The organism is Halpernia humi (assembly GCF_900108025.1).
GTDB lineage: Bacteria > Bacteroidota > Bacteroidia > Flavobacteriales > Weeksellaceae > Halpernia > Halpernia humi.
The window spans coordinates 184,339-209,953 of the sequence record NZ_FNUS01000002.1 but is presented as its reverse complement, the minus strand read 5'-3'; the positions used below and the strand labels follow the sequence as shown (position 1 = coordinate 209,953).

General features: G+C 33.8%; 24 protein-coding genes. 21 read left to right on the top strand and 3 right to left on the bottom strand.

Features of this window, described 5'->3' with window-relative positions:
• Positions 1-60 precede the first annotated feature (60 nt).
• From C4S29_RS05920 to C4S29_RS05905, 4 genes are all read left to right on the top strand, one after another.
• Positions 61-2,544 (top strand): zinc-dependent metalloprotease, encoded by a 2,484-nt coding sequence (locus C4S29_RS05920; protein ID WP_103913436.1) that lies wholly within the window; start codon positions 61-63, stop codon positions 2,542-2,544.
• Entirely contained in the window at positions 2,544-3,020 is a 477-nt protein-coding gene (locus tag C4S29_RS05915) for a DUF6452 family protein (protein ID WP_103913222.1), read from the top strand. Before C4S29_RS05920 ends, C4S29_RS05915 begins: the two co-directional genes overlap by 1 nt.
• Positions 2,986-3,645, top strand: coding sequence for a DUF6048 family protein (locus C4S29_RS05910; RefSeq protein WP_103913221.1), 660 nt, complete (start codon positions 2,986-2,988; stop codon positions 3,643-3,645). Before C4S29_RS05915 ends, C4S29_RS05910 begins: the two co-directional genes overlap by 35 nt.
• Before the next feature lie 144 nt (positions 3,646-3,789).
• On the top strand, positions 3,790-6,738 hold the full coding sequence (locus tag C4S29_RS05905) for a reprolysin-like metallopeptidase (protein WP_103913220.1): 2,949 nt from the start codon (positions 3,790-3,792) through the stop codon (positions 6,736-6,738).
• A gap of 74 nt (positions 6,739-6,812) precedes the next feature.
• Here C4S29_RS05905 and coaE read toward each other — a convergent pair whose 3' ends face one another.
• From coaE to ruvB, 3 genes are all read right to left on the bottom strand, one after another.
• Complete coding sequence (coaE, locus tag C4S29_RS05900; RefSeq protein ID WP_103913219.1) at positions 6,813-7,430, bottom strand: dephospho-CoA kinase; 618 nt, start codon at positions 7,428-7,430, stop codon at positions 6,813-6,815.
• A 3-nt stretch (positions 7,431-7,433) separates the two neighbouring features.
• Positions 7,434-8,300, bottom strand: a complete 867-nt coding sequence (locus C4S29_RS05895) for an MBL fold metallo-hydrolase (RefSeq protein WP_103913218.1) — start codon at positions 8,298-8,300, stop codon at positions 7,434-7,436.
• 233 nt (positions 8,301-8,533) lie between these two features.
• On the bottom strand, positions 8,534-9,556 hold the full coding sequence (ruvB, locus tag C4S29_RS05890; RefSeq protein WP_103913217.1) for a Holliday junction branch migration DNA helicase RuvB: 1,023 nt from the start codon (positions 9,554-9,556) through the stop codon (positions 8,534-8,536).
• 169 nt (positions 9,557-9,725) lie between these two features.
• On the opposite strand from ruvB, the gene C4S29_RS05885 reads away from it, so the two are divergent.
• From C4S29_RS05885 to C4S29_RS05805, 17 genes are all read left to right on the top strand, one after another.
• Positions 9,726-10,895, top strand: a complete 1,170-nt coding sequence (locus C4S29_RS05885; protein ID WP_103913216.1) for an MFS transporter — start codon at positions 9,726-9,728, stop codon at positions 10,893-10,895.
• A gap of 49 nt (positions 10,896-10,944) precedes the next feature.
• Positions 10,945-12,189 (top strand): imidazolonepropionase, encoded by a 1,245-nt coding sequence (gene hutI, locus C4S29_RS05880; RefSeq protein WP_103913215.1) that lies wholly within the window; start codon positions 10,945-10,947, stop codon positions 12,187-12,189.
• Between the two features lie 5 nt (positions 12,190-12,194).
• Complete coding sequence (paaB, locus tag C4S29_RS05875) at positions 12,195-12,476, top strand: 1,2-phenylacetyl-CoA epoxidase subunit PaaB (protein WP_103913214.1); 282 nt, start codon at positions 12,195-12,197, stop codon at positions 12,474-12,476.
• Between the two features lie 89 nt (positions 12,477-12,565).
• Positions 12,566-13,315, top strand: a complete 750-nt coding sequence (gene paaC, locus C4S29_RS05870; protein ID WP_103913213.1) for a 1,2-phenylacetyl-CoA epoxidase subunit PaaC — start codon at positions 12,566-12,568, stop codon at positions 13,313-13,315.
• A gap of 53 nt (positions 13,316-13,368) precedes the next feature.
• Positions 13,369-13,845 (top strand): 1,2-phenylacetyl-CoA epoxidase subunit PaaD, encoded by a 477-nt coding sequence (gene paaD / locus C4S29_RS05865; protein WP_103913212.1) that lies wholly within the window; start codon positions 13,369-13,371, stop codon positions 13,843-13,845.
• Between the two features lie 90 nt (positions 13,846-13,935).
• Complete coding sequence (locus C4S29_RS05860) at positions 13,936-14,736, top strand: enoyl-CoA hydratase/isomerase family protein (protein WP_103913211.1); 801 nt, start codon at positions 13,936-13,938, stop codon at positions 14,734-14,736.
• 149 nt (positions 14,737-14,885) lie between these two features.
• Positions 14,886-16,028 carry a 3-hydroxyacyl-CoA dehydrogenase NAD-binding domain-containing protein gene (locus C4S29_RS05855; protein ID WP_103913435.1) on the top strand — a complete coding sequence of 381 codons (1,143 nt, stop codon included), beginning with the start codon at positions 14,886-14,888 and terminating at the stop codon, positions 16,026-16,028.
• 73 nt (positions 16,029-16,101) lie between these two features.
• Complete coding sequence (locus C4S29_RS05850) at positions 16,102-16,515, top strand: PaaI family thioesterase (protein WP_103913210.1); 414 nt, start codon at positions 16,102-16,104, stop codon at positions 16,513-16,515.
• Between the two features lie 80 nt (positions 16,516-16,595).
• Positions 16,596-16,952 (top strand): hypothetical protein, encoded by a 357-nt coding sequence (locus C4S29_RS05845; protein ID WP_103913209.1) that lies wholly within the window; start codon positions 16,596-16,598, stop codon positions 16,950-16,952.
• 103 nt (positions 16,953-17,055) lie between these two features.
• A complete protein-coding gene (paaZ, locus tag C4S29_RS05840) occupies positions 17,056-19,548 on the top strand; it encodes a phenylacetic acid degradation bifunctional protein PaaZ (RefSeq protein WP_103913208.1) in 2,493 nt (830 codons plus the stop codon).
• Between the two features lie 156 nt (positions 19,549-19,704).
• Positions 19,705-20,085, top strand: a complete 381-nt coding sequence (locus C4S29_RS05835; RefSeq protein WP_103913207.1) for a GxxExxY protein — start codon at positions 19,705-19,707, stop codon at positions 20,083-20,085.
• 107 nt (positions 20,086-20,192) lie between these two features.
• On the top strand, positions 20,193-20,960 hold the full coding sequence (locus C4S29_RS05830) for an enoyl-CoA hydratase/isomerase family protein (RefSeq protein ID WP_103913206.1): 768 nt from the start codon (positions 20,193-20,195) through the stop codon (positions 20,958-20,960).
• Between the two features lie 75 nt (positions 20,961-21,035).
• Complete coding sequence (locus C4S29_RS05825) at positions 21,036-21,650, top strand: hypothetical protein (protein ID WP_103913205.1); 615 nt, start codon at positions 21,036-21,038, stop codon at positions 21,648-21,650.
• A gap of 11 nt (positions 21,651-21,661) precedes the next feature.
• Positions 21,662-22,177, top strand: coding sequence for an exosortase K (gene xrtK, locus C4S29_RS05820; RefSeq protein ID WP_103913204.1), 516 nt, complete (start codon positions 21,662-21,664; stop codon positions 22,175-22,177).
• Complete coding sequence (locus C4S29_RS05815; RefSeq protein WP_103913203.1) at positions 22,161-24,968, top strand: MSEP-CTERM sorting domain-containing protein; 2,808 nt, start codon at positions 22,161-22,163, stop codon at positions 24,966-24,968. The genes xrtK and C4S29_RS05815 overlap by 17 nt, the downstream gene beginning before the upstream one ends.
• Positions 24,962-25,255, top strand: a complete 294-nt coding sequence (locus tag C4S29_RS05810) for a winged helix-turn-helix domain-containing protein (RefSeq protein WP_103913202.1) — start codon at positions 24,962-24,964, stop codon at positions 25,253-25,255. The genes C4S29_RS05815 and C4S29_RS05810 overlap by 7 nt, the downstream gene beginning before the upstream one ends.
• Before the next feature lie 66 nt (positions 25,256-25,321).
• Positions 25,322-25,615: a hypothetical protein gene (locus C4S29_RS05805; RefSeq protein WP_103913201.1), complete on the top strand. Its 294-nt coding sequence runs from the start codon at positions 25,322-25,324 to the stop codon at positions 25,613-25,615.

The window sequence follows — 25,615 nt, the reverse complement described above, 5'->3', positions numbered from 1 at the left end:
TTATTCTTCTTTTAGTTGGAAAATAAAACACTTTTTTTATCTTTAGCCAAAATAAATTTTATGACTCAATTTAGATTCTTTTTGATTTCACTTTTATTGGTTGCTTTTACGCCATTTTCTGCACAAGAGAAAAAAGCAGCGCCTAAACCCAAAACCGATACTGCGAAAACAAAAACTGCTGACACAAAAGACAAGAAAAAAGAAAAAATAAAACCCTATGCCGAAGTTATAACTGCAAAAGCAGTTACAGACGACGGGATTTTCAAAGTGCATAAAGTGGAAGACAAATATTATTTTGAGATTCCTGATAAAGCGTTAAAAAAAGAATTTTTGTTGGTAAACAGATTATCAAAAGCAGCGGCAGAAATGAGAAGCGGGATGTCGGGCTATGCAGGAGATCAAATCGGGCAAAACGTTATCTCTTTTGAAAAAGGGCCTAACGATAAAATTTTTATCCGCTCTATTTCATTTCAAGATTATGCTAAAGATTCTACGTCGCAAATGTATAATTCTGTGACGCGAAATAATGTGCAGTCTATTGAGGCGTCTTTTGATATAAAAGCTTACGGAAAAGATAAAAAATCTTCAGTAATTGATGTTACAGACCTTTTAAATGGTGATACAGAATTGATTTCGTTTGAACCGTATGCAAAAAAGAATTTTAGAGTTGGGAAATATGATAAAGACAAGTCTTATATTAATTTTATAAAATCTTTCCCCAATAATATTGAAATTAATACCACAAAAACATTTGCAAGAACCTTAGGAAATAGAAAATTTCCACCAGGAATGGATAAGCCAGAAATAAGTGGAAATTATACTGTTGAAATAAATTCTTCTTTGGTTTTATTGCCAGAAAACAAAATGCAAGCACGGTATTTTGATCCAAGAGTGGGCTATTTTACAGTTGGCTACACCGATTTTGATGAAGATCCGCAAGGCATAAAAAAACTAAGACTCATCAAAAGATGGCGATTAGAACCAAAACCCGAAGATTTAGAAAAATATAAAAGAGGTGAACTGGTAGAACCTGCCAAACCAATAGTTTTCTACATTGATCCTGCAACGCCAAAAAAATGGGTGCCTTATTTAATAGAAGGTGTGAATGATTGGCAAAAAGCCTTCGAAAAAGCTGGATTTAAAAATGCAATTATTGCAAAAGTTCCAAACGCAAAAGACGACCCAGAATGGAGCCTAGATGATGCCCGATTTTCTGGAATTGTCTATAAACCATCAGACGTACCAAATGCTTCCGGACCTTCTATTGCCGATCCACGAACAGGTGAAATTTTAGAAAGCCACATCAATTGGTACCATAATGTGATGAGCTTGCTGCGAGATTGGTATTTTATACAAGCCTCACCGAATGATCCTCGTGCAAGAAAAATGGATTTTGATGATGCCTTAATGGGGCAATTAATCCGTTTTGTATCTTCACACGAAGTGGGACATACGCTTGGTTTACGCCATAATTTTGGTTCTAGTTCTACGGTTCCTGTAGAAAAATTAAGAGATAATAATTGGCTAACGAAAAACGGACATACACCTTCTATAATGGATTATGCACGTTTTGATTATGTGGCGCAACCAGAAGATCACATTTCACCCGAAAACCTCATGCCGAGAATAGGCGATTATGATAAATGGGCGATTGATTGGGGCTACAGAAGATTTTACCAATTCAACAGTCCAGATAAAGAAAAAACTTACCTCAACGACTGGGTTATAAAAAATTTAAAAAACCAAAGATTGTGGTTTGGCACCGAAACCAACCCATTTGATCCGCGCTCGCAAAGTGAGCAGGTTGGCGATAATGCAATGTTAGCCAGTTATTATGGGATTAAAAATTTAAAATTAATTGTTAATAATTTACAAGATTGGACGGCAAAACCGAATGAAAATTACGATGGTCTCGCCGATATGTACAAACAACTAATAGGACAATTTTCTAGATATTTAGGGCACGTCTCTAAATATATTGGCGGCGAAATGGAAACCCCAAAAACCATTGAGCAAAAAGGTGATGTGTATGAAGTGGTTTCTACAAAAGACCAAAAAAGCGCTTTGGACTTTTTAGAAAAAAATATCTTTGAAACTCCTGAATGGCTACTGAAAAAAGATATTTTCGAGAAAACGGGTGGCTCGCCAAGTGAAGTGGTAGAAGGACTTCAGAACCGAGTTTTTTCAAGAATTTTGAGCATACCTGTTTTGAAAAAAATGTACCAATCACAATCTGTAGATGCTAAAGCCTACCCTTTAATAGATTATTTAACAGATTTGAAATCTTCAGTTTTTAGAAACAGTACGCCAGATTTATACGAAAGAAATTTGCAAAGAAATTTTGTGGACTCTTTAATTAAAATAAGCACATCTAAAGAATTTACCACCGATCAATCTGATATTGCCGCATTGGTGAGAGGCACGCTGAACGACATCAAAAATGACGAAAAAGCGAAAGGCAATCTTTCAGACAAAGTGCAACAATATCACAACGAAGATTTAGTTTATAGAATAGAAAAAGCCTTAAATCCTGAAAAAAATTAATGAAGATTATCACCTGTTTTGTCGCTTTCTTATTCTGTTTGTCATTAATGAATTGCAGCAATGAAGATGATATTTGCACGAGTGGCGAGGCCACACCGCGCATTAAAATTAAATTCAAATCGCAGGATAATAAATTAAAAACGCTAGATAGTATTTTTGTAAGTGTAGATTTTGGAAGTGGCGCAAAGAATATTCTGTCACAAAAATTTCCTACAGATTCTATACTTATACCGATGCGCGTAGATGATGCGCCGTTTACAGATATTTATGTGAAATTAGCTTCAAAAGCAGATTCCTCAAAAATTAGAATTAATTATACCACAAAATCGCAATATGTTTCGCCTGCTTGTGGTATAAAAAAATTATATGAAAATGTAAATCCCGTGTTAGAAAAAGCCAATCCAGTTTTAAAAATTGAGCAAAACCAAACCCAAATTTTAAATGAAGCAAAAACTTCTCTATATCTTATTTTTTAGCGGTTTGTCATTGTTTGGTTTTAGCCAAAAAAAAACTGACAGTTCTGCGGTAAAATTTCACTATAAACCCAATTTTATGGTGGGTTTTGATGTTGTGAATGCAGGTGTTTCAGCATTTTCTAATCGGAAATTGTTTCAAGGATTTGTTTCTACTAAATACAAAAAACGGCTTTATCTAATTACTGAGGGAGGTTTTGAAAAAAATATTTATCAAAAAAATGGATATGACGTAAAAGTAAGTGGTCCTTTTGCAAAAATAGGTGCCTTTTATATGTTGGCAGCGGATCGAGAAAATGCAGAAAATGGCTTCTACGCTGGCGGAAAATTGGCGGGTAGTTTTTATACCCAACACTATTTTTCTGTGCCCGTTCGTGGTTTTCAAGGTGGCGATATTTCGGTAGCATTTCCCTCGTCTTCACAGTCTTCATATTGGTTGGAAGGCAATATTGGTGGGCGTGTTCAACTTTTTAAATCGCAGTTTTTTATCGATGTAAACCTTCAGCCAAAATATTTAGTATATACTACGAAGCAGGAAGACATCGTACCTTTAATTGTACCCGGTTTTGGGAAAAGTAGCACAAAATTTAATGTTGGTTTTGCTTGGAATTTAGCATATAAGTTTTAATATTTATTTTATACTTTTAAAAACTAAAAGTCTCAATTTTAATTAAATTCACTTTTTATTAATTATTATATTTGCCCTGCAAGGCCAGTCATCATTAACGAAGAAAAATATTTGAATAATTCTAAAAATAAAAAAACATTTTATATGAAAAAATACTTTACCACCTTTTTGCTTAGTGCAATTTTTGCCAATTCATTTGCGCAATGGAGCCCTGTTAAACAAAAAGAAGATAACGCTAAGGCAAATAGTTTGGCTAATTATTATTACACTTTAGATATCAATCAAGTAAAAAGCACCTTAAAAAACGCTGAAGAAACTGGGAAAGGTGCAAAGCCCGTAATCATTAATATGCCCACTTTGGATGGCAAAATTGAGAAATTCGCGGTCTATAGTTTTCCTGTTATGGTAAAATCCTTAGCAGAACAATATCATCTGGGTTCGTATGTTGGCGTAGGGATAGATGATCCTTCAAAATATATTAGATTTTCTGTTGCTCCAAATAATTTTCAATCGATGATTATTCAAAATGGAAAATACCAATTTATTGAGCCTGAAGAAGCCGATAAAACCATCTACCGGGTGCACGCCAAAACTATAAATACTGGCGACAGACCTTTTTTATGTGGCACAAAAGAAACCCCTTTATCTAAAGAACAACTTAATAAATTATTTAAAGAAGGAAATAATTTTAGCAATCAACCTACCAATTTTTCTAAAAGTTCTGACAGAAAGTACCGAACGATGCGTTTGGCAATTTCCGTGACGGGCGAATACACTACGTATTTCGGAAGCGTTGCAAAAGCGTTAGCGCAAATTAATGCAACTATGACACGTGTAAATGCTGTCTTTGAAAATGATTTTGCTTTGCACTTAAATGTCCAAAATTTTCCACAATTAATTTATACCAATCCCGCGACAGACCCTTATTCTCCTGCTAGTTCTGGTGCAAATGGAAATTGGAATGGTGAATTGATGAATACTTTACACTCCACTATCGGCGATGCTGCATTTGATATTGGACATCTTTTTGGTGCGAGTGGCGGCGGTGGAAACGCTGGTTGCATTGGTTGTGTCTGTAACAATACGCTAAAAACTGGCGGCGGCGCTTATGATAGTTACAAAGGTTCTGGTTTTACTTCTCCTGCAGATGGAAAACCACTAGGAGACACTTTTGATATTGATTATGTAGCGCACGAAATGGGGCATCAATTAGGAGGAAATCACACTTTTTCGTATAATATAGAAGGTACAGGTGTAAATATTGAACCAGGATCGGGTTCTACTATTATGGGTTATGCCGGCATCACTGGTCCACTCAATGATGTGCAGCCAAACTCTGACCCTTATTTTAGTATTGCAACGTTAATACAGGTTCAAAATAATTTAGTAAATAAAACTTGTGATGTTGAAACTTCAATACCAAATAATCCACCATTAATAAATGCTTTGGCCTCGGTTACAATTCCTAAACTAACGCCCTTTGTTTTGACAGCAGAAGCAACAGATCCAGAAAGTGATCCTATGACCTACTGTTGGGAAGAATATGATGACGCTCTCGAAGATATTAATATTTCAAATTTAGGAAATACCACCACAGGCGCATCGTTCAGGTCTCTACTTCCAACAACTAATCCGGTAAGATATTTTCCAAGATTATCCACTGTTTTAGCCGGAAATATTAAAAATAGTGCAGATTGGGAGGCGGTTTCTACCGTCCCTAGATTATCAAAATATACTGTAACTGTTCGGGACAACAACAGTTCTTTCCCAGGATATCAGCAAACGCAATACGCGCAGCAAAATGTAACGGTAGGCAATGAAGGTCCTTTTGCCATTTCTTCTACAAAAGTTTATAATAATGCTGCCGCAGGTTTAACTTGGGATGTTGTAAAGACCAATGCCGCACCTTATAATGTTGCCAATGTGAAAATTGATTATACAACCGATAATGGTGCAAACTGGACGGTTATTTCCGCTTCTACACCAAACGATGGCGCCGAAAATTTAAACTTTGCACCATTAGCAACTGGAACAAAAGTTAAAGTAAGAATTTCCGCACTTAACAATGTTTTTTACACCATTAAAGAACTTACAGTAAGTGAAATTGCTGCTTGCACAGGGGTTGCTCCATCCAATATTGTAGTAGGAAACATTAGTACAGAATCCGCAAGAATTTCTTGGGATCCGATTGCTAACGCAACTTATAGCGTGCGATATAGAAAAATTGGAACTGTGAATTGGACTGTTTTAAATAGTAGCAATCCTTTTCAAAATTTAGATAATTTAGACGAAAATACACAATACGAAGTACAGGTTGCAACTTCTTGCTCCGGAACTGTTGGTGCTTACAGCACTTCAAACAACTTTAATACTTTAATGCTTACTTACTGCACTATAAACTCTGGCAGTAGCGCTTCAGAATATATTTCTAATGTAACCGTAACTTCCGAAAATGGAACTGTGATGAATAATACTTCATCAGCATCTACCTATTCAGATTATACCAATAATGCTTCTAAATTAATTAATTTAATTGCGAACACTACAAATAATACTTTGAGTGTTACTAAAACTTGGCAAGGCAGAAAATATGGAGAAGCAATTTTCGCTTGGATTGATTTTAATAGAGATGGTAATTTTGATGCAAGTGAACAAATTATGGCCTCTTCGTTAGATTTATTTACACCCGTTCAAGGCACTTTTTCTGTTCCCGCAAATGCTTACACAGGAAATGGCTTATTAAGAATGCGTGTTATTTTAACCGACAATGCCGTTCAAGCGACTGCTTGCTCCGCTTTTTCTTACGGAGAAGTAGAAGATTATAACGTGAAAATTTCACCAACTCTAGCCGTAAATGAATCTACTAAAAATAACGCTATTGAGGTTTATCCAAACCCAACTTCCAACATTTTAAACATTACCAATAACTCCGAAAACGCTTCCTACTCTGTTTATAATGTGATTGGGCAAATGGTTGCAAAGGGTAAAGTAGTCGATCATAAAGTGAATGTTTCCAACCTTGAAAAAGGTGTTTACATTATTTCTATAGATAATAAAAACACTACCGAAAAGGTGAAATTTATTAAGAAATAAAAACTAAAATCATATAAAAATGAAAAGCCCGAGAATTATTCTCGGGCTTTTTTTTAGTTAAAATAGTAGAAAATTTAAGAAACCATTTCTTTCAAAATTTTATTTAAAACTTCCTCGGTTGCTTCTTGCAAATTTTCCAAAGTCATATTATTATAAATCACATAATCTGCCTTTTTTATTTTATCTTTTTCGGGCATTTGTTTTTCTAAAATGTTTTCTACTTCGCGGTAGGTTTTTCCATCTCTATCCATCACACGTTTAATTCTCATGTTGTCTTCAGCAGTTACAAGGAGGCTTGCATCGCATTCTTTATCTATTCCCAACTCAAAAAGCAAAGCAGTTTCTTTAAAAATCATTGGCGCAGTTTGTAAACTTCTCCAGTTTTCAAAATCTAATTTCACCGCAGGATGAATGGCATTATTTAATTTTTCTAATAATTGAGAATCTGCAAACACCTTCGCAGACACATATTTTGTGTCGTATTTTCCATTTTCATCATAGGCTTTTTCGCCTAAAAAACCCTTAATTTCTTCGCGCAAAAATTCATTTTCATTCACCAAATTTTTCGCCCGAATATCAGAAAAATAAACTGGAAAACCATTGTCTTCGATAATTCTCGCGACCGTCGTTTTCCCCGAGCCAATACCACCCGTTAAACCTATTAATTTTGGCCTTTCTGCTTGTTCTTCCATTTTTTAATATCCAAAAACTTCGTTAAAGGTAAAAATTTCATCCAACTTCACGCCACGATCCGTCATTTTTACACTTGCCAACTCATTATGCGCATCGTGTTCAAAAAACAAAAGATATTCATGATCAACACATTGTTGCAAAAACTTGGCTTTTTCTTCCATAGTTAAAAGTGGCCTTGTGTCATATCCCATCACATAAACTTGCGGAATATGGCCGGCGGTCGGAATTAAATCTGCCGCAAAAACGATGGTTTTATCCTGGTATTTTATCACTGGAAGCATTTGCTTTTCTGTGTGGCCATCCACAAAAATTACGTCCATTTTTAAATCTGTCCCAAATTTATAATTTCCTGTTTTAGGTAAATCTAAAAACTGGAGTTGTCCGCTTTCTTTTATTGGTAAAATATTTTCGGGTAAAAAACTGGCCTTTTCTCTCGCATTTGGTTCGGTTGCCCATTTCCAATGGTCTTCATTACTCCAATAATGTGCATTTTTAAAAGCAGGTTCATAACCAGTTCGGTCTTTGTTCCACTCTATTGCGCCGCCGCAATGATCAAAATGAAGATGTGTTAAAAAAACATCTGTGATGTCGTCTTTCACAAAACCAAATTTTGCCAAATTTTTCTCTAAAGTATCATCGCCCCAAAGCGAATAATGCCCGAAAAATTTCTCATTTTGCTTATCGCCCAAACCACAATCTATCAAGACCAATTTTTTACCGTCTTCAATTAAAAGTGAGCGTGTCCCGAGTTCTATTAAATTATTTTCATCTGCCGGATTTGTCTTTTGCCACAGTGTTTTTGGCACCACGCCAAACATTGCACCGCCGTCTAATTTAAATTTTCCGCATTGTAAAGGATATAGTTTCATTTTTAATTGATATTTATTCAAAGGTCAAATATTATCGCCAACCTAAATAAGTGTTTTCTTGCATGATAAATTACTGACAATTTCGTATATTTTATTTTTATTTTTGGGGCGAACTCGAGATTGAGGACGAAACCCTCAATTCTCTCCCGATCTCACATTGAAATTTACTTTAATGCAGGTCTTGCTGCAAATGTATCTCTTAACCAAAATTAATATTTTTATTTCTATTGAATTTAAAACAGTTCATCTAATCGTCTTGGAATCGAAATTCCCAAATGTTTATAGGCTTTTTCCGTTACTTCTCTTCCTCTCGGCGTTCTAATTATAAAACCTTCCTGAATTAAAAATGGTTCATAAACTTCTTCCAAAGTTTCCGGATTTTCCCCGATGGAAGTTGCCAAAGCAGAAATCCCAACAGGTTTCCCACGGAAATTTTCGATCATCACGCGCATAATTTTATTATCCATATCATCCAAACCAAATTCATCAACATTTAAAGAATCTAAAGCGAATTTTGTGATTTTAATTTCAATTTCACCATTGCCTTTTATTTCAGCAAAATCCCGAACTCTTCGCAATAAAGCATTTGCAATTCGCGGCGTTCCGCGACTTCGTCTCGCGATTTCTATCGCCGCATCTTCGTAAATTTTAGAACCTAGAACTCTCGCGCTTCTTTCAATAATCATTGATAAAAGTTCAACCGTATAATATTCCAATCGAGATTGAATTCCAAATCTTGCGAGCATCGGTTTTGTGAGCATTCCACTTCTTGTGGTTGCGCCAATCAATGTAAAAGGATTTAAAGCAATTTGAACACTTCGCGCATTCGGGCCGCTTTCGAGCATGATATCAATTTTATAATCTTCCATTGCCGAATACAAATATTCTTCTACAATCGGGGAAAGCCGGTGAATTTCATCAATAAAAAGGACATCATTTTCCTCTAAATTTGTAAGCAAACCTGCCAAACTTCCAGGTTTATCTAAAACCGGACCGGAAGTTAATTTGCAACCAACACCGAGTTCATTTGCAATAATATGCGCTAAAGTTGTTTTTCCCAAACCTGGCGGACCGTGCAATAAAACGTGATCCAGCGCGCCACCACGGTTTTTCGCGGCAGCCACAAAAACTTCAATGTTATCTAAAGTTTTTCTTTGTCCAGCAAAATCCCGAAAACTCTGCGGACGAATTTTTTCTTCTTGAAATAATTCTTCCTCACTCAGGTTTTCTTTGTCAGGATGTAAAAAATCGGGCATTTTCTAAAATTTATCCAAAGATAATATTTTAGATTGAGGTTGAGGTTGAGGTTAAGGAAAAATGCAGCGCAAAAATTTTTGATTAAATTTTGATAAAATATTCGTCAAGTTTAATTTTGATTAGAAACAATTTAGTTTTGGACTTATAATATTCTATTTTTGCAGAATTATGATCGCATCCAATCAAAAACAAAGAATTGCACTTTCCGCCTATTTTCTTTTATCCGGAATTTGCTTTTCTTCTTGGGCTTCCAGAATTCCAACAATAAAAGCCAATTTTAATTTCTCAGCAGAAGATTTAGGCAATTTATTAATGATTTTACCTGCAAGCGCGATTATCGGAATTCCCCTTTCGGGTTGGCTCGTAGCAAAATTTGACAGCCGAATTCCTTTACAAATCTCAAGTTTCGCATTTTTATTGTCTTTATTTTTAATTGGTTTTGCAGATTCGTTATTTGTCCTCATTATTGCGCTCGTTTTATTTTCAATTTCTATGAGAATAATTAATATCGCCATCAACACGCAATCCATTTCAGTACAAGAAAAATTTAAAAAAAGAATTGTCGGCTCATTTCACGGCATTTGGAGTATTGGTGGGATTTTAGGCGTGCTTTTTTCCACGATAATGATTAAATATCAAATTTCGATTTTCTGGCATTTGTTGTCAGTTTCCATTTTTGGTTTAATAATTATTCTTTCGATGTTTCCACTTTTAATTAAAAACGACAAAGCGAAAACCGGAAACAGTTTTAAATTAGAAAAACCGAGCAAATACATTGCACTTTTAGGATTTATGGTCTTTTTTGCGGCGATTTGTGAAGGCGGAATGTACGATTGGAACGGCGTTTATCTAAAAGAAATCGTGAAGCAGGAAGTCTTCACTTACGGCTATTTATTGTTTATGGTTTGTATGACGATTTCGCGCTTGACAATCGATCGACTGATGGAAAAATTTAGCATGCAAACCCTTTATTTTGCGGGTTCAATATTGATCATGTTTGGTGTCTCAATTGCCATTATTTTCCCAACTTTATGGACGGTTCTCATTGGTTTTTCGATGGTTGGATTTGGCGTTTCCGGACTTTATCCGATGACATTTATTCTCGCGGCTAAAGCAAAAAAATATTCACTTCCTATTGTGATTTCAATTATTAGCACTTATTCTACCGTCGGAATGTTTTTAGGACCGCCAATTATCGGTTATTTGGCGCATGTATTTGGTTTGCAAAAAGCATTTATTGTGTTCATTATTGGCGGATTTATGTTTATTCCGTTGAGTAAAATGGTTTTTGATCATTTGAAAATGTGGGAAAAAACTTCAACAAATCAAGTCAATTAAATTTCTTATTTTTAAGACCATTTCGTAAGAAAATATTTTAAGAATTAATATGAAATTAATCGGTCCTTTTAAACAAGTTATTACGCTCGCCAATCTTCCTTTGCGCGGAAAATTGTCTGACAATCAATTGGAAATCATTGAAAATGGCGGTATTTTAATTGAAAATAATTTAATTAAAAAAGTCGGAAAATTCGATGATTTTTTAAATGGTGTCATGCTGAGCGAAGCCGAAGCATCTGATTTAGAAATAGAAAAAATCAAAACAGAACAAATCTGTTTGCCTTCTTTCGTAGATTCTCACACGCATATTTTATTTGGTGGAAACCGCGCCAACGATTTCGCGATGCGAAATGCCGGGAAAACCTATCTTGAAATTGCCGAGCAAGGCGGCGGAATTTGGTCTTCGGTTTTGCACACACGCAAAGAATCAAAAAAAGAACTTTTAGAAAAATTATTAGAACGCATCAACTTCCTTTTAAATAACGGCATTTCAACGATTGAAATAAAAAGCGGCTATGGTTTAAATGTTAAAAATGAACTGAAAATGTTGAGAATCATTAAAGAAGCGCAAACAAAAACGCCCGCAACTTTAATTCCTACTTGTCTAGCGGCACATTTAAAACCAAAAGATTTTAACGGAAATAATGAAGATTATCTCAATTATATTTTAAAGGAAATTTTACCAAAAGTAAAGGAAGAAAATTTAGCCAAAAGAGTTGATATTTTTATTGAAAAAACGGCTTTTCAACCTGAAGAAAGCAAAAATTTTCTTTTGAAAGCGAAGGAAATGGGTTTTGAAATTACCGTTCACGCGGACCAATTTACCTCTGGAAGTGGACGTCTTGCTGCAGAAATCGGGGCAAAATCTGCCGATCATTTAGAAGCGACAATTGACGAGGACATTGATTTCATTGCAAAATCTGAAACCGTTGCAACAGCGCTTCCCGGCGCAAGTTTGGGTTTAGGTGAAAAATTCACACCTGCCGGAAAATTATTAAATGCAGGCGCAATTTTAGCGATTGCAAGCGATTGGAATCCTGGTTCTGCGCCTATGGGAAATTTGATTACACAAGCCTCAATTTTAGCAACTTACGAGAAATTAACCACCGCGGAAGTTTTGGCGGGAATCACTTTTAGAGCCGCTCATGCGTTAAGTTTAAACGACATCGGAAAATTAGAAGAAAATTTTAAGGCAAATTTCGTAACTTTCAGAACAGATAATTTTCAAAATATTCTTTACAATCAAGGAAGTTTAAAAATGGAAAATCTTTACATCAACGGAAATAAAATTTAGATAAAATGGCAAATTTAGAAGTGTGGGAAGTTTTTATACAAACAAAACCCGGCTTATCCCATAAACACGCAGGAATTGTGCAGGCGGCAACCGCTGAAATGGCGCTTCAAAACGCGCGTGATGTTTACACAAGAAGAATGGAAGGAACGTCAATTTGGGTCGTTCCAAGTAAATATATCGTCACTTCCGAAGGCGTAGATAAAGAAGCCTTTTTCGATCCGGCGGACGATAAATTGTACAGACATCCAACATTTTATGAGATTCCAAATGATGTGAAAAATATGTAAAATAGTTGACAGTTGTCAGTTTACAGTTGATAGTTTTTACTACATTCTTGCTTTCCGACAACCAACAACCATTAACCAACAACCACCTTATGAATTCACTATATAATTATACTTTAAAATTGGCCGATGACACCTTAATTATGGGTCAAAGATTGGCAGAATGGTGCGGGAAAGGGCCTTATCTGGAAGAAGATATCGCATTGACGAATATTGCGCTGGATTATTTAGGGCAATCTAATAATTTTTACAAATACGCTGCACAACTTCAGGCTGAAGGAAAAACGGAAGACGATTTGGCTTTTCTTCGTGTTGAAAAAGAATATTTAAATGCGCAACTGGTTGAAATGCCAAACGAAGATTATGCACAAACCATCTTGAAAGTTTATTTTTTCTGTGCTTATCAAAAGTTACTTTATGAAAATTTAAGCAATAGTTCGGATGAAATGTTTTCGGCTTTAGCGCAAAAATCTTTAAAAGAGGTAAAATACCATTACACGCATTCAAAAACCTGGATGAATGTTTTTGCCGCCGGAACTGAGGAAAGTTTGCAAAGATTAAATAAGGCTTTAGAAAATATTTGGGAATACACCGGCGGATTATTCGACGAAACTGAAGATGAAGAAAACCTTTTTGAATTGGGAATCATTCCTTCTTCCAAAGCACTTTTCGCGGAATGGAAATCCTTGATTAAAAAAAATTTTGCAGAATTTAATTTAGAAGTTCCGGAATCTGAATTTATGCAGAAAGGTTCTAGAAAAGGTGTTCACACAGAATATTTTGGTTATATTTTATGCGAACTTCAGTATATGCAAAGAACTTATCCGGATTGCACGTGGTAACTAGAGATTTTAAATTATAGATTTTAAATTTTAAATTATTTAAAAATTAAACTTTGGTAAACAGTAAAATAGATCTAATAAAATTGCTCTCAAAAATCCCTGATCCGGAAATTCCGGTTATCAATATTGTTGAATTGGGAATCGTTCGTGGGGCAAAAATGCTGTCGGAAGGTGAAGTGGAAGTCATTATTACGCCCACTTATTCGGCTTGTCCTGCAATGTTTAACATTGAAGAAGATATTATTAAATTATTGAAGGAACATAATTTAAAACCAAAAGTAACGACGCAAATGTTTCCAATTTGGACAACCGATTGGATGACGGATGAAGCGAGAGAAAAGTTGCGCGCCTACGGAATTACACCACCCGAAAAAGGGGAAGGTAAAAATCACTTAAATGTTCCAAAAAAATGCCCGCGATGTGGCTCAGAAAACACAAAAGAATTGAGCAGGTTTGGTTCTACTTTATGTAAATCTTCGTACCAATGCAACGATTGTTTAGAACCTTTTGACTATTTTAAATGTCATTAAGACAAGGTAAAAGTAAAAAGGCAAAAGTAAAAAGTGTTAAAATCATTTATCAATTATCATTCATCAATTATCATTCATCAATTATAAAAAATGTACACACAAATAGATACGCAAACCCTTTTAGACGGCAAACTTCAGATTGCCTATCTCAATCAGCCAGAAACTTACAACAGTTTAAATAAAAAATTGTTGACAGAATTGCGGGATTTTATTCAGGATTGTAATGAAAGTGAAATCGTGCGCTGCATCGCAATTTCTGGACGTGGGAAAGCATTTTGCTCGGGTCAAAATTTGAAAGAAGCGCTTTCAATGGGCGATGATATGGAAGATGAACGATTTATCCAGCGAATGGTGATCGATTATTATAATCCTTTAGTTAAACAAATTTCAAATGCAAAAAAACCAATTATTTCCTTGGTAAATGGTCCTGCAGTTGGCGCTGGCGCAATGCTTGCGTTGATTTGTGATTTCACTTTAGCCACAGAAAGTTCTTATTTTTCTCAGGCTTTTGTGAATATTGGTTTAATTCCAGATACTGGCGGAACTTACTTTTTACCGAAACTTTTAGGAAGACAGCAAGCGAATTATTTGGCTTTTACCGGTAAAAAATTATCAGCCACAGAAGCGAAAAATTTAGGTTTAATTGCCGAAGTTTTTTCTGACGAAACATTTGAAAATGAAGCACTTGAAGTTTTAACACAACTTTCTAATTTGCCGACAACTGCAATCGCTTTAACTAAAAAAGCCTTTAATAAATCTTACGGAAATTCATTAACTGAACAATTAGATATTGAGGGCATTTACCAACAAGACGCCGCAGAAACAGAAGATTTTAAGGAAGGTGTTGCAGCATTTTTAGAAAAAAGAAAACCAAATTATAAGGGAAAATAGATGTGAGACGTTAGACGTTAGACGTTAGAAATATTAATTTTTATTATCATTTTTTATTTAAACCTCATCTTATTATTAAATCAAATTTCCTTTTTTTTAAATCAAAAACAATGTCAGAATCATCTCAAATCTCAAATCTCAAATCTCAAATCTCAGTTGGTATAATAGGCTCTGGAACTATGGGTATCGGCATTGCGCAAGTTGCGGCAACCAATAACTACAAGGTTTTTCTTTACGACCAAAATTCTTCGCAAACTGAAAAATCATTGGAAGGTCTTCAAAAAGTTTTAGACCGTTTGGTTGAAAAAAATAAAATTGGTTTTGAAGAAAGTGAAAATATTTACAACAGAATTAAATTTTGCACGGAATTAAAAGATTTAAAAGACTGCGATTTGGTTATTGAAGCCATTATTGAAAATAAAGAGATCAAGCAAAAAGTCTTTGCAGATTTAGAAGAAATTGTTTCCAATGATTGCGTTTTAGCGACAAATACGTCCTCAATTTCTATTACTTCAATTTCCGCAGATTTAAAAAATTCTGAACGGTTTTTAGGAATTCATTTTTTTAATCCGGCACCTTTGATGCCTTTGGTAGAAATCATTCCAGGACTTTTAACCGCAGAAAATTTACCACAGAAAATTTATGATTTAATGAAATCTTGGGGGAAAATTCCAGTGATTGCACAGGATATTCCAGGGTTTATTGTGAACCGAATTGCGAGACCTTTTTACGGCGAAGCATTGAGAATTGTAGAAGAAAAAATCGCAACGCCTGCGCAAGTTGACGAAGCAATGAGAACAATCGGTAACTTCAAAATGGGACCGTTTGAACTCATGGATTTAATAGGAATTGATATTAATTTTGCCGTCACAGAAACCGTTTACAAAGATTATTTTTACGATCCAAAATACAAACCTTCCCTACTTCAACATAGAATGAGCGAAGCCAAATTGTTGGGCAGAAAAATAGGAAAAGGCTTTTATGATTACTCTGACGCGAGCCAAGATTCGAGAAACAAGAATCAAGATAATAAAGATGAAAAATTGTTTAATGAAATATTTTTAAGAATTATTTCAATGTTAATTAATGAAGCCGTTGAAGCCAAAAGATTAAAATTAGCCAGCGACGAAGATTTAGAACTGGCAATGCAAAAAGGCGTCAATTATCCTAAAGGTTTGCTTGCTTGGGGAAAAGAAATCGGCTACAAAAAAGTCTCTGAAACCTTACAAAATCTTTATGAAACTTATCAAGAAGAACGGTACAGACAAAGTCCATTACTTCGTAAAATGTAACAAGATAGAAATGTAACAGTGTAACAATTATTGGTACATCGCTAAACTGTTACATTGTCAAATTAAAATAACTATGACACCTTTAGAAACCGCAAATTTTCTCTACAAGCAAGACGCTTTTTCACAATGGATGGGCATTGAAATTTTAGAAATAAAAGAAAAATATTGCCTTATAAAAATGCCGATAAAAGCAGAAATGATCAACGGATTAAAAACCGTTCATGGCGGAATTACTTTTGCTTTCGCCGATTCTGCGCTGGCTTTTTCTTCAAATAATGATGGAAATGCGGCGGTTGCTTTGAATTGTGTCATTAATTTCACAAACGCAGTTCGGTTGGGCGATACACTTTTTGCCGAAAGTAAATTAATAACAGAAACCAGAAAAACTGGTATTTACGATATTTTAATTAAAAATCAGCACGAAGAATTGGTCGCAAGTTTCCGCGGAACTGTTTACAAAATCAATAAAAAAGTGGTTGATTTGTAAATGTTTCATTAGAAACAATGCAATTTATAAATTATTTTTAATTTTTTGGGCGCCAATTTCCGCCCTCCGTTCCCGCTTTTTTGTTCCGCTTCGCTACACAAAAAGAGCTCCACTCAGGTCGGGGCGCAAATGATACCGGGATCTCAATTGATGCTAAAGAAACAGAACAATTTACTCAAAATTCAGTATTTGAAAATTTAGAAGATGTATCAAGTTTTTTCGAAGACGGCGAACTCGGTTTTTCACCACACAAAGAAAAATTAGAAGGTTTAAGATTAAAGGCCTATAATTGGAAAGTTTCACCGCTCGATGTCACAGACGTAAAATCAAGTTTCTTCTCTAATGAAATGCTATTTCCAAAAAATTCTATAGTTTTTGATAATGCATTATTGATGAGAAATATCGAACATGAGTGGATTGCAGAACAATCGATGTGAAATTTGAATTTTTCTTGTTTCAAAAAAATTCTACAATTTTTGTATCTTAACTGCGGGGAAACTTTATAGGTTTCTCTAAACATTAAAACGAGCAAAATAAGATATGAAACTAAAAAATTACATCCACGGCGAGTGGATTGAAGGCAATTCCGACGGGACAATTTTATATAATTCTGTAACCGGCGAACAGGTTGCAACAGCCGACACATCAGGTTTAAATTTAAAAGATGCTTTAAATTATGGTCGCGATCTGGGTTATAAAAACCTGTCGTCAATGACATTTTACGACCGCGGACAAATGCTAAAAAATTTAGCACTTTATTTATTAGAAAGAAAGAAAAAATATTACAACATTTCTTATAAAACCGGCGCAACACACGCAGATTCCTGGGTAGATATTGAAGGTGGTTTTGGTACTTTTTTCACTTATTCCGGACTTGCAAAAAAAATGTTACCTAATACACCATTTTGGGTAGATGGTGATACACAAAAACTTTCCGCCAACGGAACTTTGTTAGGAACGCACATTCTCACACCAAGTGAAGGAATTTCTATTCAAATAAATGCGTACAATTTCCCAGTTTGGGGAATGCTGGAAAAATTATCAACTTCACTTTTAGCCGGCGTTCCGAGTTTGGTAAAACCCGCAACACCAACAAGTTATCTCACACATGCTGTTTTTGAAGATATGATTGAAAGCGGAATTTTACCAGAAGGCGCCATTCAATTGATTTGCGGAAGCGCAGGAAATTTATTGGAAAACATGCAAGATGGTGATTCTGTTTTATTTACTGGCTCGGCTTCAACAGGAAAAAAATTAAAATCAATGCCGTCAATTTCTGAAAATGCGGTGCGTTTTAACATGGAAGCAGATTCTTTAAACTGTTCAATTTTAGGTTTAGATGCAAAACCGGGAACCCCAGAATTTAACTTATTCATAAAAGAAGTGCGCAACGAAATGACGACGAAAGCAGGGCAAAAATGCACGGCAATCCGAAGAATTATTGTTCCGGAAAATTTAATTGGTGACGTGCAAAATGCTTTAACTAAATCTTTAGACGAAGTAAAAATCGGGAATCCTTTAAGCCGCGAAACCAGAATGGGCGCTTTGGCGGGAAAAGAGCAGTACAAAGAAGTTTTAGAGAAAATTAATTTATTAAAAACCGAAACAGAATTGGTTTACGACGGGCAACAAAATTTAATTGACGCAGACTACGAAAATGGCGCTTTTATGTCGCCCAAATTGTTTTTAAATGATTCGCCTTTCACCAAAAATATTTCACATAATGTGGAAGCATTTGGTCCGGTTTCGACTTTAATGCCGTACAAAGATTCGGAAGAAGCCGCTGCTTTAGCAAAACGTGGAAAAGGAAGTTTGGTCGGTTCCATTATTTCTCGCGATAATGAATTTATAGCCGAAACATCGTGGAAAATGGCAACAACGCACGGAAGAATTTATGTTTTAAACCGAGACAACGCAAAGGAAAGTACCGGTCATGGTTCACCTTTACCGACAATGATGCACGGCGGACCAGGAAGAGCAGGCGGCGGCGAAGAAATGGGCGGCTTAAACGGACTTCATTTTTTCCTTCAAAAAACTGCGATCCAGGGATCACCGGATGTTTTAACGGCGATCACAAAAATTTATCAAACTGGGGCAGAAAAAAAATATTCCGACAAACATCCTTTCCAAAAATATTTTGAAGAAGTTGAAATCGGCGATGCTTTAGAAACTGCCGGAAGAACCGTTACAGAAGCAGATATTGTTAATTTTGGAAATGTTTCCTGGGATCATTTTTACGCTCATACCGATGCTACAAGTCTGACAGGAACTATTTTTGACAAAACTGTGGCGCATGGCTATTTTATACTTTCTGCGGCGGCAGGATTATTTGTTTCCGGTAAAAAAGGTCCAGTAATCGCGAATTATGGTTTAGAGAATTGTAGTTTTTTCAAACCGGTTTATGCAGGCGACACCATTACGGTTTATCTAACAGCAAAAGAAAAAATCAATAAAGGCGTAAAAGGTAGAAACATTCCGAGTGGTGTGGTAAAATGGTTGGTTGAAGTGATCAATCAAAGAGATGAAGTGGTTTGCGTTGCAACTATTTTAACTTTAGTCGCGAAAAAATCGCCATTTATTTCTTTAAAAATTGAAAGCATCAAAAAAGCCTTAAATAATTTAACTGAAAATACCGAGAAAAAATTTGGCGAAATGTCGCCGCAATTAATGGTAGAACATTTGGAAGATGTCACGAAAAATGGTTTTGGTAATTTAAACGAAAAGGATTTCCCTGAAATTCCAGAAGAAAAATTAGAATTGTTGCAGGATTGGTTATATTCAAATCAAAAAATCAGACCTGGCGCAAAATATCCGCTTCTAAAAGAAGGAGAAGAAATGCAGTTGAAATACAAAAATTTAGATGAAGCAAAAGAACATTTATTGGCAACATTAAAAGAATTTTTAATTTTTTACAGAGAAAATCCTTTGGCAGAAACTTACCATCCGAGATTTGGAAAACTGAATAAAGAAATGATGGAACTCTTTCACAGAAAGCATTATACGCATCATTTTGAACAATTTGGATTGATTTAAAACACTGATTTTATTTATTTAGCGCACGGATTTCACGGATTTTCACGGATTTTCACGGATAATTATTATAATTATAAATGAATACTACACAGATTTGGCACACGGATTTCACGGATTTTCACTGATAATTTTCTTATTAAGATAATCAAATTTAATATGACAGAAAATGATTTAACGTACAAAATTAGGAAAGGTATTTATGAGGTTAGTAATACTTTAGGTTCTGGATTATTGGAAAGTGTTTATGAAAAAGCACTTTTGATTGAATTAGAAGAACAAGGTTTGGTTGTTCAAAGTCAAGTTCCGATTTCTGTTAGTTATAAAGAAAATGATTTAGGATTGGGATTTCGTGCGGACATTTTAGTTGAGGATAAAATTATTATTGAAGTGAAGTCAGTGTCAGAATTAAATCCTATTCATCATAAGCAATTGCTGAATTATTTAAAATTAACAAATCTGCATTTGGGCATTTTAGTTAATTTCAACACAAGTGATATCAATAAAAATATAATTAGAATAGTAAACGGATATTTATAATTAACGATTAAGAAGAAAATAAAATCCGTGAAAATCCGTGAAATCTGTGTGCAAAAAAATTAAAAAAAACAATCAGCGAAAAAAAATCGCAATAAATAAAATAAAAAATGTCTGACGAATTTGTAATTTCAGAAATAGAAAATAATATTTCAACCATCACTTTTGGAACGCCCAAAAGCAACGCTTTACCGGGAAATATTCTGGAAAAATTAGCCAAAACCATTTTAGAGGAAGGTTCTAAAACTAAAGTAAAAGCCATTTTGCTAAAATCGGCAGGTGAAAAATCGTTTTGCGGCGGTGCCAGTTTCGATGAACTTTTAGAGATTAAAGATTTAGAAACATCAAAAAATTTCTTCGGCGGTTTTGCAAAAGTTTTGAACGCGATGCGAACTTGCGGGAAAATTGTTGTCGTAAGAGTTCAAGGGAAAACAACTGGCGGCGGCGTTGGAATTGCGTGCGCTGCAGATTATTGCTTTGCTACAGAAAATGCTGCGCTGGCTTTAACGGAACTCAATTTAGGAATTGGACCTTTCGTGATCGGACCTTTTGTGGAACGTAAAATCGGAATTGCCGCTTTTTCTGCAATGGCTTTAGACGCAGATTTCCGAAGTGCAAAATGGTGTGAAGAGCATAATATTTATAATTCTGTCTCGCCAACTATTGAAGAAATGGATTTTCAATTAGAAGAATTTTTAAAAAAATTAAGTGGCAGAACTACGGAAGCGTTGGCTTTGATAAAAAAAGTGTCTTGGGAAAATTCAGCACATTTCGATAAATTAATGCCAGAAAGAATTGAAATGAGCGCAAGATTAATTTTAGAAGATTCTGCGAAAGAAAATATTGAAAAAATAAAAGAACGGTTGCGAAAAAAATAATCGTTAAAAAGTGCAGAAAATATTTTGCACTTTCATTTTTTAATTTAACTTTGCAATTCAAAGTACTTTAAAATTATGGATAAAAATTATCAAGAAGACTTATCGCACATCAGAACGATGATGGAGAAATCTTCACGTTTCATTTCATTAAGTGGTTTATCTGGTGTTTTTGCAGGAATTGTAGCTTTGGTGGGAGCAGTTTATGTCTATTTCGTTTTTCAGCGAGAAGGCATCAATTATTTTGATGGCAACAGAAATGTGTTTAATCCATCATTGGTAAAGGAATTACTAATCATCGGAACGGTAATTTTAGTTTTAGCGGTTTCGCTAGGCTATATTTTCACTGCCAAAGAAAGCAAGAAAAAAAATCAAAAGATTTGGGATTCTTTAACCAAACGTTTGCTCTTTAATTTTGCAGTTCCACTTTTTACTGGTGGTGTTTTTTGTTTGATTTTATTGAAGCATCATTTATTTGTTTTCATTGCGCCTTCTACTTTAATTTTTTATGGTTTGGCTTTGGTAAATGCAGAAAAATATACTTTAACAGACGTAAAATATTTAGGGATTTTAGAAATTATTCTCGGTTTAATTTCCTTCTATTTTCTTGGTTGGGGTTTGGTTTTTTGGGCAATTGGTTTTGGCGTTTTGCACATTGTTTATGGTTTGGTGATGCATAAAAAGTATAAGTAATAACGCTTACAATGAAAAATCGAAATTTTATGTACGGCGCTTTGGCAATTTTAATGTTTATAATTCTAAAGTTTTGGTATGCAAATTCTACCAATTCTGAAGTGTTTTTTTTACTTAAACCAACTGATTTTTTTATAAATATAATAACAAGTTCAACATCTATTTTTAAACAAGATATTGGATTTTTTAACGAAACATTAAATATCATTATTAATAAATCTTGCTCTGGTTTTAATTTCTTAATGATTGCTTTTTTAATGCTTATTTTTTTGGCTTTAAAATCTAAGAATTTATCTAAATTTACTGTTTTGATTATTCCAATTTCGCTTTTTATATCCTATTTGTTTACCGTTTTTGTAAACACCACAAGAATTCTCTTTTCTATTTATATGAATCATTATGTGGGTAATAAATTTTCTTGGATGCATCAAACTGAAGGCACTTTTGTCTATATGTCTTTCCTAATTATTTTGTATTTACTTGTAAATCAATTTTTAACAAAATTTAGAAATGAAAAATTTGCTTAACCCGAAATGGATTTTTATTATCAATACTCTGCCTGTTTTAGTATTGATGATTATAGGTTTCCAAGAGTTTTTTGTAATCAAAACCTTATTGTCTGCTGAAACTATATGGGAATGGAAAAACCATGCATTTTGGCTTTTGGCTTTTGGACTTATAAATTTTGGATTCTCACTATTTCTAGTTTTAAAAAAAAGAAAAATAAGAGCAGATTTTGCACTTTTTATGTTGCTTTCTACCATTGCATTTATATATTCTTACTATTCAAACATTGACAAAATTATTCCGTCTTCTATTCCAAACTGGATGCTTTCTGGCGAAACGATGTTTTATGTAGGTACTTTTCTAATGCCAACTTTGGCGTACTCGCTCTTTATTATAGTATTTCATTTTACACCGAAAGATAAAAAAGTTTCACCTTGGTTAAATTTTGCTTATGCTCTTTTAGTTACTTTAACTTGGTATATTTTTGCGCAATTGATATTGCCGCTTTGGAAAAATATTGATACTGATTTCAACGTTCATTTTTTAATAATTGCCTCCATTTCTGGTGTACTCATTTTCTTGTTTTTTTTAATTAGAGGTTTATATATCTTGATGCAGAATAAATCTAAATTCTTACAAAAATACCAACTCGTTTGGAAAATTATTTTTAGTTTAATTTTGCCAATTATTGGCTTGCTTGTAAACAATGGTGTATTTAAAAATTCTGACTTTCATACCAATAGTTTTGGCATATTTGGAGATTTCAATTCTCTTTGGTTTTATTTCTTAACTGTTTTTAATGCTATTGTTTTATGTATTCCAAATTTTAAAAATAAAAAATATCGGCTTTTTCAGTTTCTTTTTAGAGCATTTACATTTGCTTTTACATTTTACTTCTTTCTGGTTTTTTTACCATTTTTGCCTTTATCTGTAATTGCAATTGTGGCAATTGGTTTTGGTTTTCTAATGTTATCTCCGCTAATTTTATTTCTATTTCACTCCTTTCAATTGGCGGAAGATTATGCATTTCTAAAAAATTATTTTTCTAACCATCTTTTAACAACAACTTCTACAGTTGCATTTCTAATAATTCCCACAGTAATTACTTTAAAGTATTTGAACGATAAAAGAATCCTTACAAAAACTTTGGAATTTGTTTATACTCCGAATTATTCTAAAAATTATAACATTAACCTAAACTCTTTAGAAAACACTTTAAAAATTGTAAAATCTTACAAAAATAAACGTGGTGATTTTCTGGAAAGTGGAAAAATTCCTTATCTAAGCTCATATTTTAACTGGCTTGTTTTAGATAATTTAACTTTATCAGATGCTAAAATCTCTAAAATAGAAAAAATATTTTTTGGTAAATCTGAAATAGTCTTATTTGATAATAATCCCCCAAAAGACAGCATAAAAATTAAAGACATTTCTACCAAAACAACTTTTGATACAAAACAACGGACTTATAAAACTTGGATTAATTTTGACTTAAAAGATGAAGAAAAACATAGTGGAAATCACGAATTTTCTACCGAATTTAATATACCCGACGGTTGTTTTATTTCAAACTATTATCTAGAAGTTAATGGTAAAAAAGAATTTGGAATTTTAGCCGAGAAAAAATCTGCAATGTGGATTTATAGTCAAATAAGAAATTACCAAAAAGATCCAGGAATTTTGAATTATCTTACAGGAAATAGAATTTCTTTTAGAGTTTTTCCCTTCACAAATAACGAAACAAGAAAAACCGGTATTGAATTTATGCACAAAGAACCTTTAAAATTAAATATCGAAAACCAAGAAATTCAATTGGGAAATGTTTCCGATACGCATAGAAACAGTAGTTTTGAAAATAAAGATATAAAATATATTTCTACTGCCGAAAAGCAAAACATTAAACCTGTTTTTAGAACACCTTATTTATGTTTTTTAATTGATGATTCGCAAGGAAAAGAAAAACAGACCGCAGCACTTTTAAAGAGAGTTAAAAAATTTAAATCAGAATATCCAGAATATGCTAAAAATTCCCAAAATGGCTATGTAGATTATGATTTGAAGCAAAGTTTATATACTAAATCAACCGAATATAAAGGTGGTTTTAATTTAGATCGCGCTATCAAAAAATTATTAATTAAAAATTACAATAGTGGAGAATTTCCAGTTTTCATAGTAGTTACAGACAGTTTGCAAAATGCAATATTGGAGAGTAATTACGCGGATTTACGTTTTACTTTCCCTGATAATGACTTATATTATAATTTAAAATCAGATGGAAATTTACAGTCTTTCTCTTTGTCCCAAAACTCTAAAAAATTGATTGAAAATAATGCAATATTTAATTTTAATCAATCTGTAATTCCTTATAAAATAGCATCAAAAACATATTATTTAGAGAATAATAATCTTCCAAGTTTGATTTTAAAATCTGACCATTTTACAATTTCTAATAATGACATCAAAGAAGGTAGTTGGAACTCCGGGCTATTAATGCAAGGTCAATTTATGGCCCAAACTTTACACCCAGAATTGAAAGAAAAAGAATGGCTAAATTCTGTGAAAAATAGTTTTAAAAGTAAAATTATGACACCTTACACATCTTATTTAGTTGTAGAAAATGAAGCGCAAAAATTAGTTTTAAAAAGAAAACAAGAGCAAGTTTTAAATGGAAATATCTCTTTGGACACGGACGAAGAAACGCAATCTATGCCCGAACCAAATTTGATTATTATTGGTGTCTTAATCGTTTTATTTATTGCGTTTAAAGAATACAAAAACAAAAAATTGCAGCCAAAAAATTTAAAATGCTAAACATCAACAACCTTAATAAACAATTTGAAAGCAGAGTTCGCCTTGGGATTATGTCGGTTTTGATGGTGAATGACTGGATCGATTTTTCTGAAATGAAAGAACTTCTTAACATTACAGACGGCAATTTGGCAAGTCACAGCGCGGCTTTAGAAAAAGCAAATTATATTGAAATTAAAAAAGAATTTGTGGGCAAAAAACCCAAAACTTCCTACAGAGTTACAAATGCTGGAAGACAAGCATTTGAAGAGCATTTGGCACATTTAGAAAAATTAATTAATCCAAAATAAGACACTATTTTTTTTTGAAAATTAACTTTGTATTTCAAAGCGCTTTGTAAAATAAAAAATTAAAATATGAAAAATTCACCCGTTCAAATTATCACAAAAATTACTTTTTGGCTCTCATTTATTCTCGGAAACATCTGCCTTTTCGGCTATTTAATTTCCAAAAATGGATATTTTGCCGTCGGCGGATATCTCTTTCTATTTATCGCCACACTAATTAATGTTTTGGTCATTATTGGATTGCTGATCTACGCATTTTTTAATAGAAATAAAATGCAAATCTGCATAAAATCTATTTCAATTTTACTCATCAATATTCCAATTGCTGCTCTTTACGCATGGATCGGCTTAGAAATTATTTAA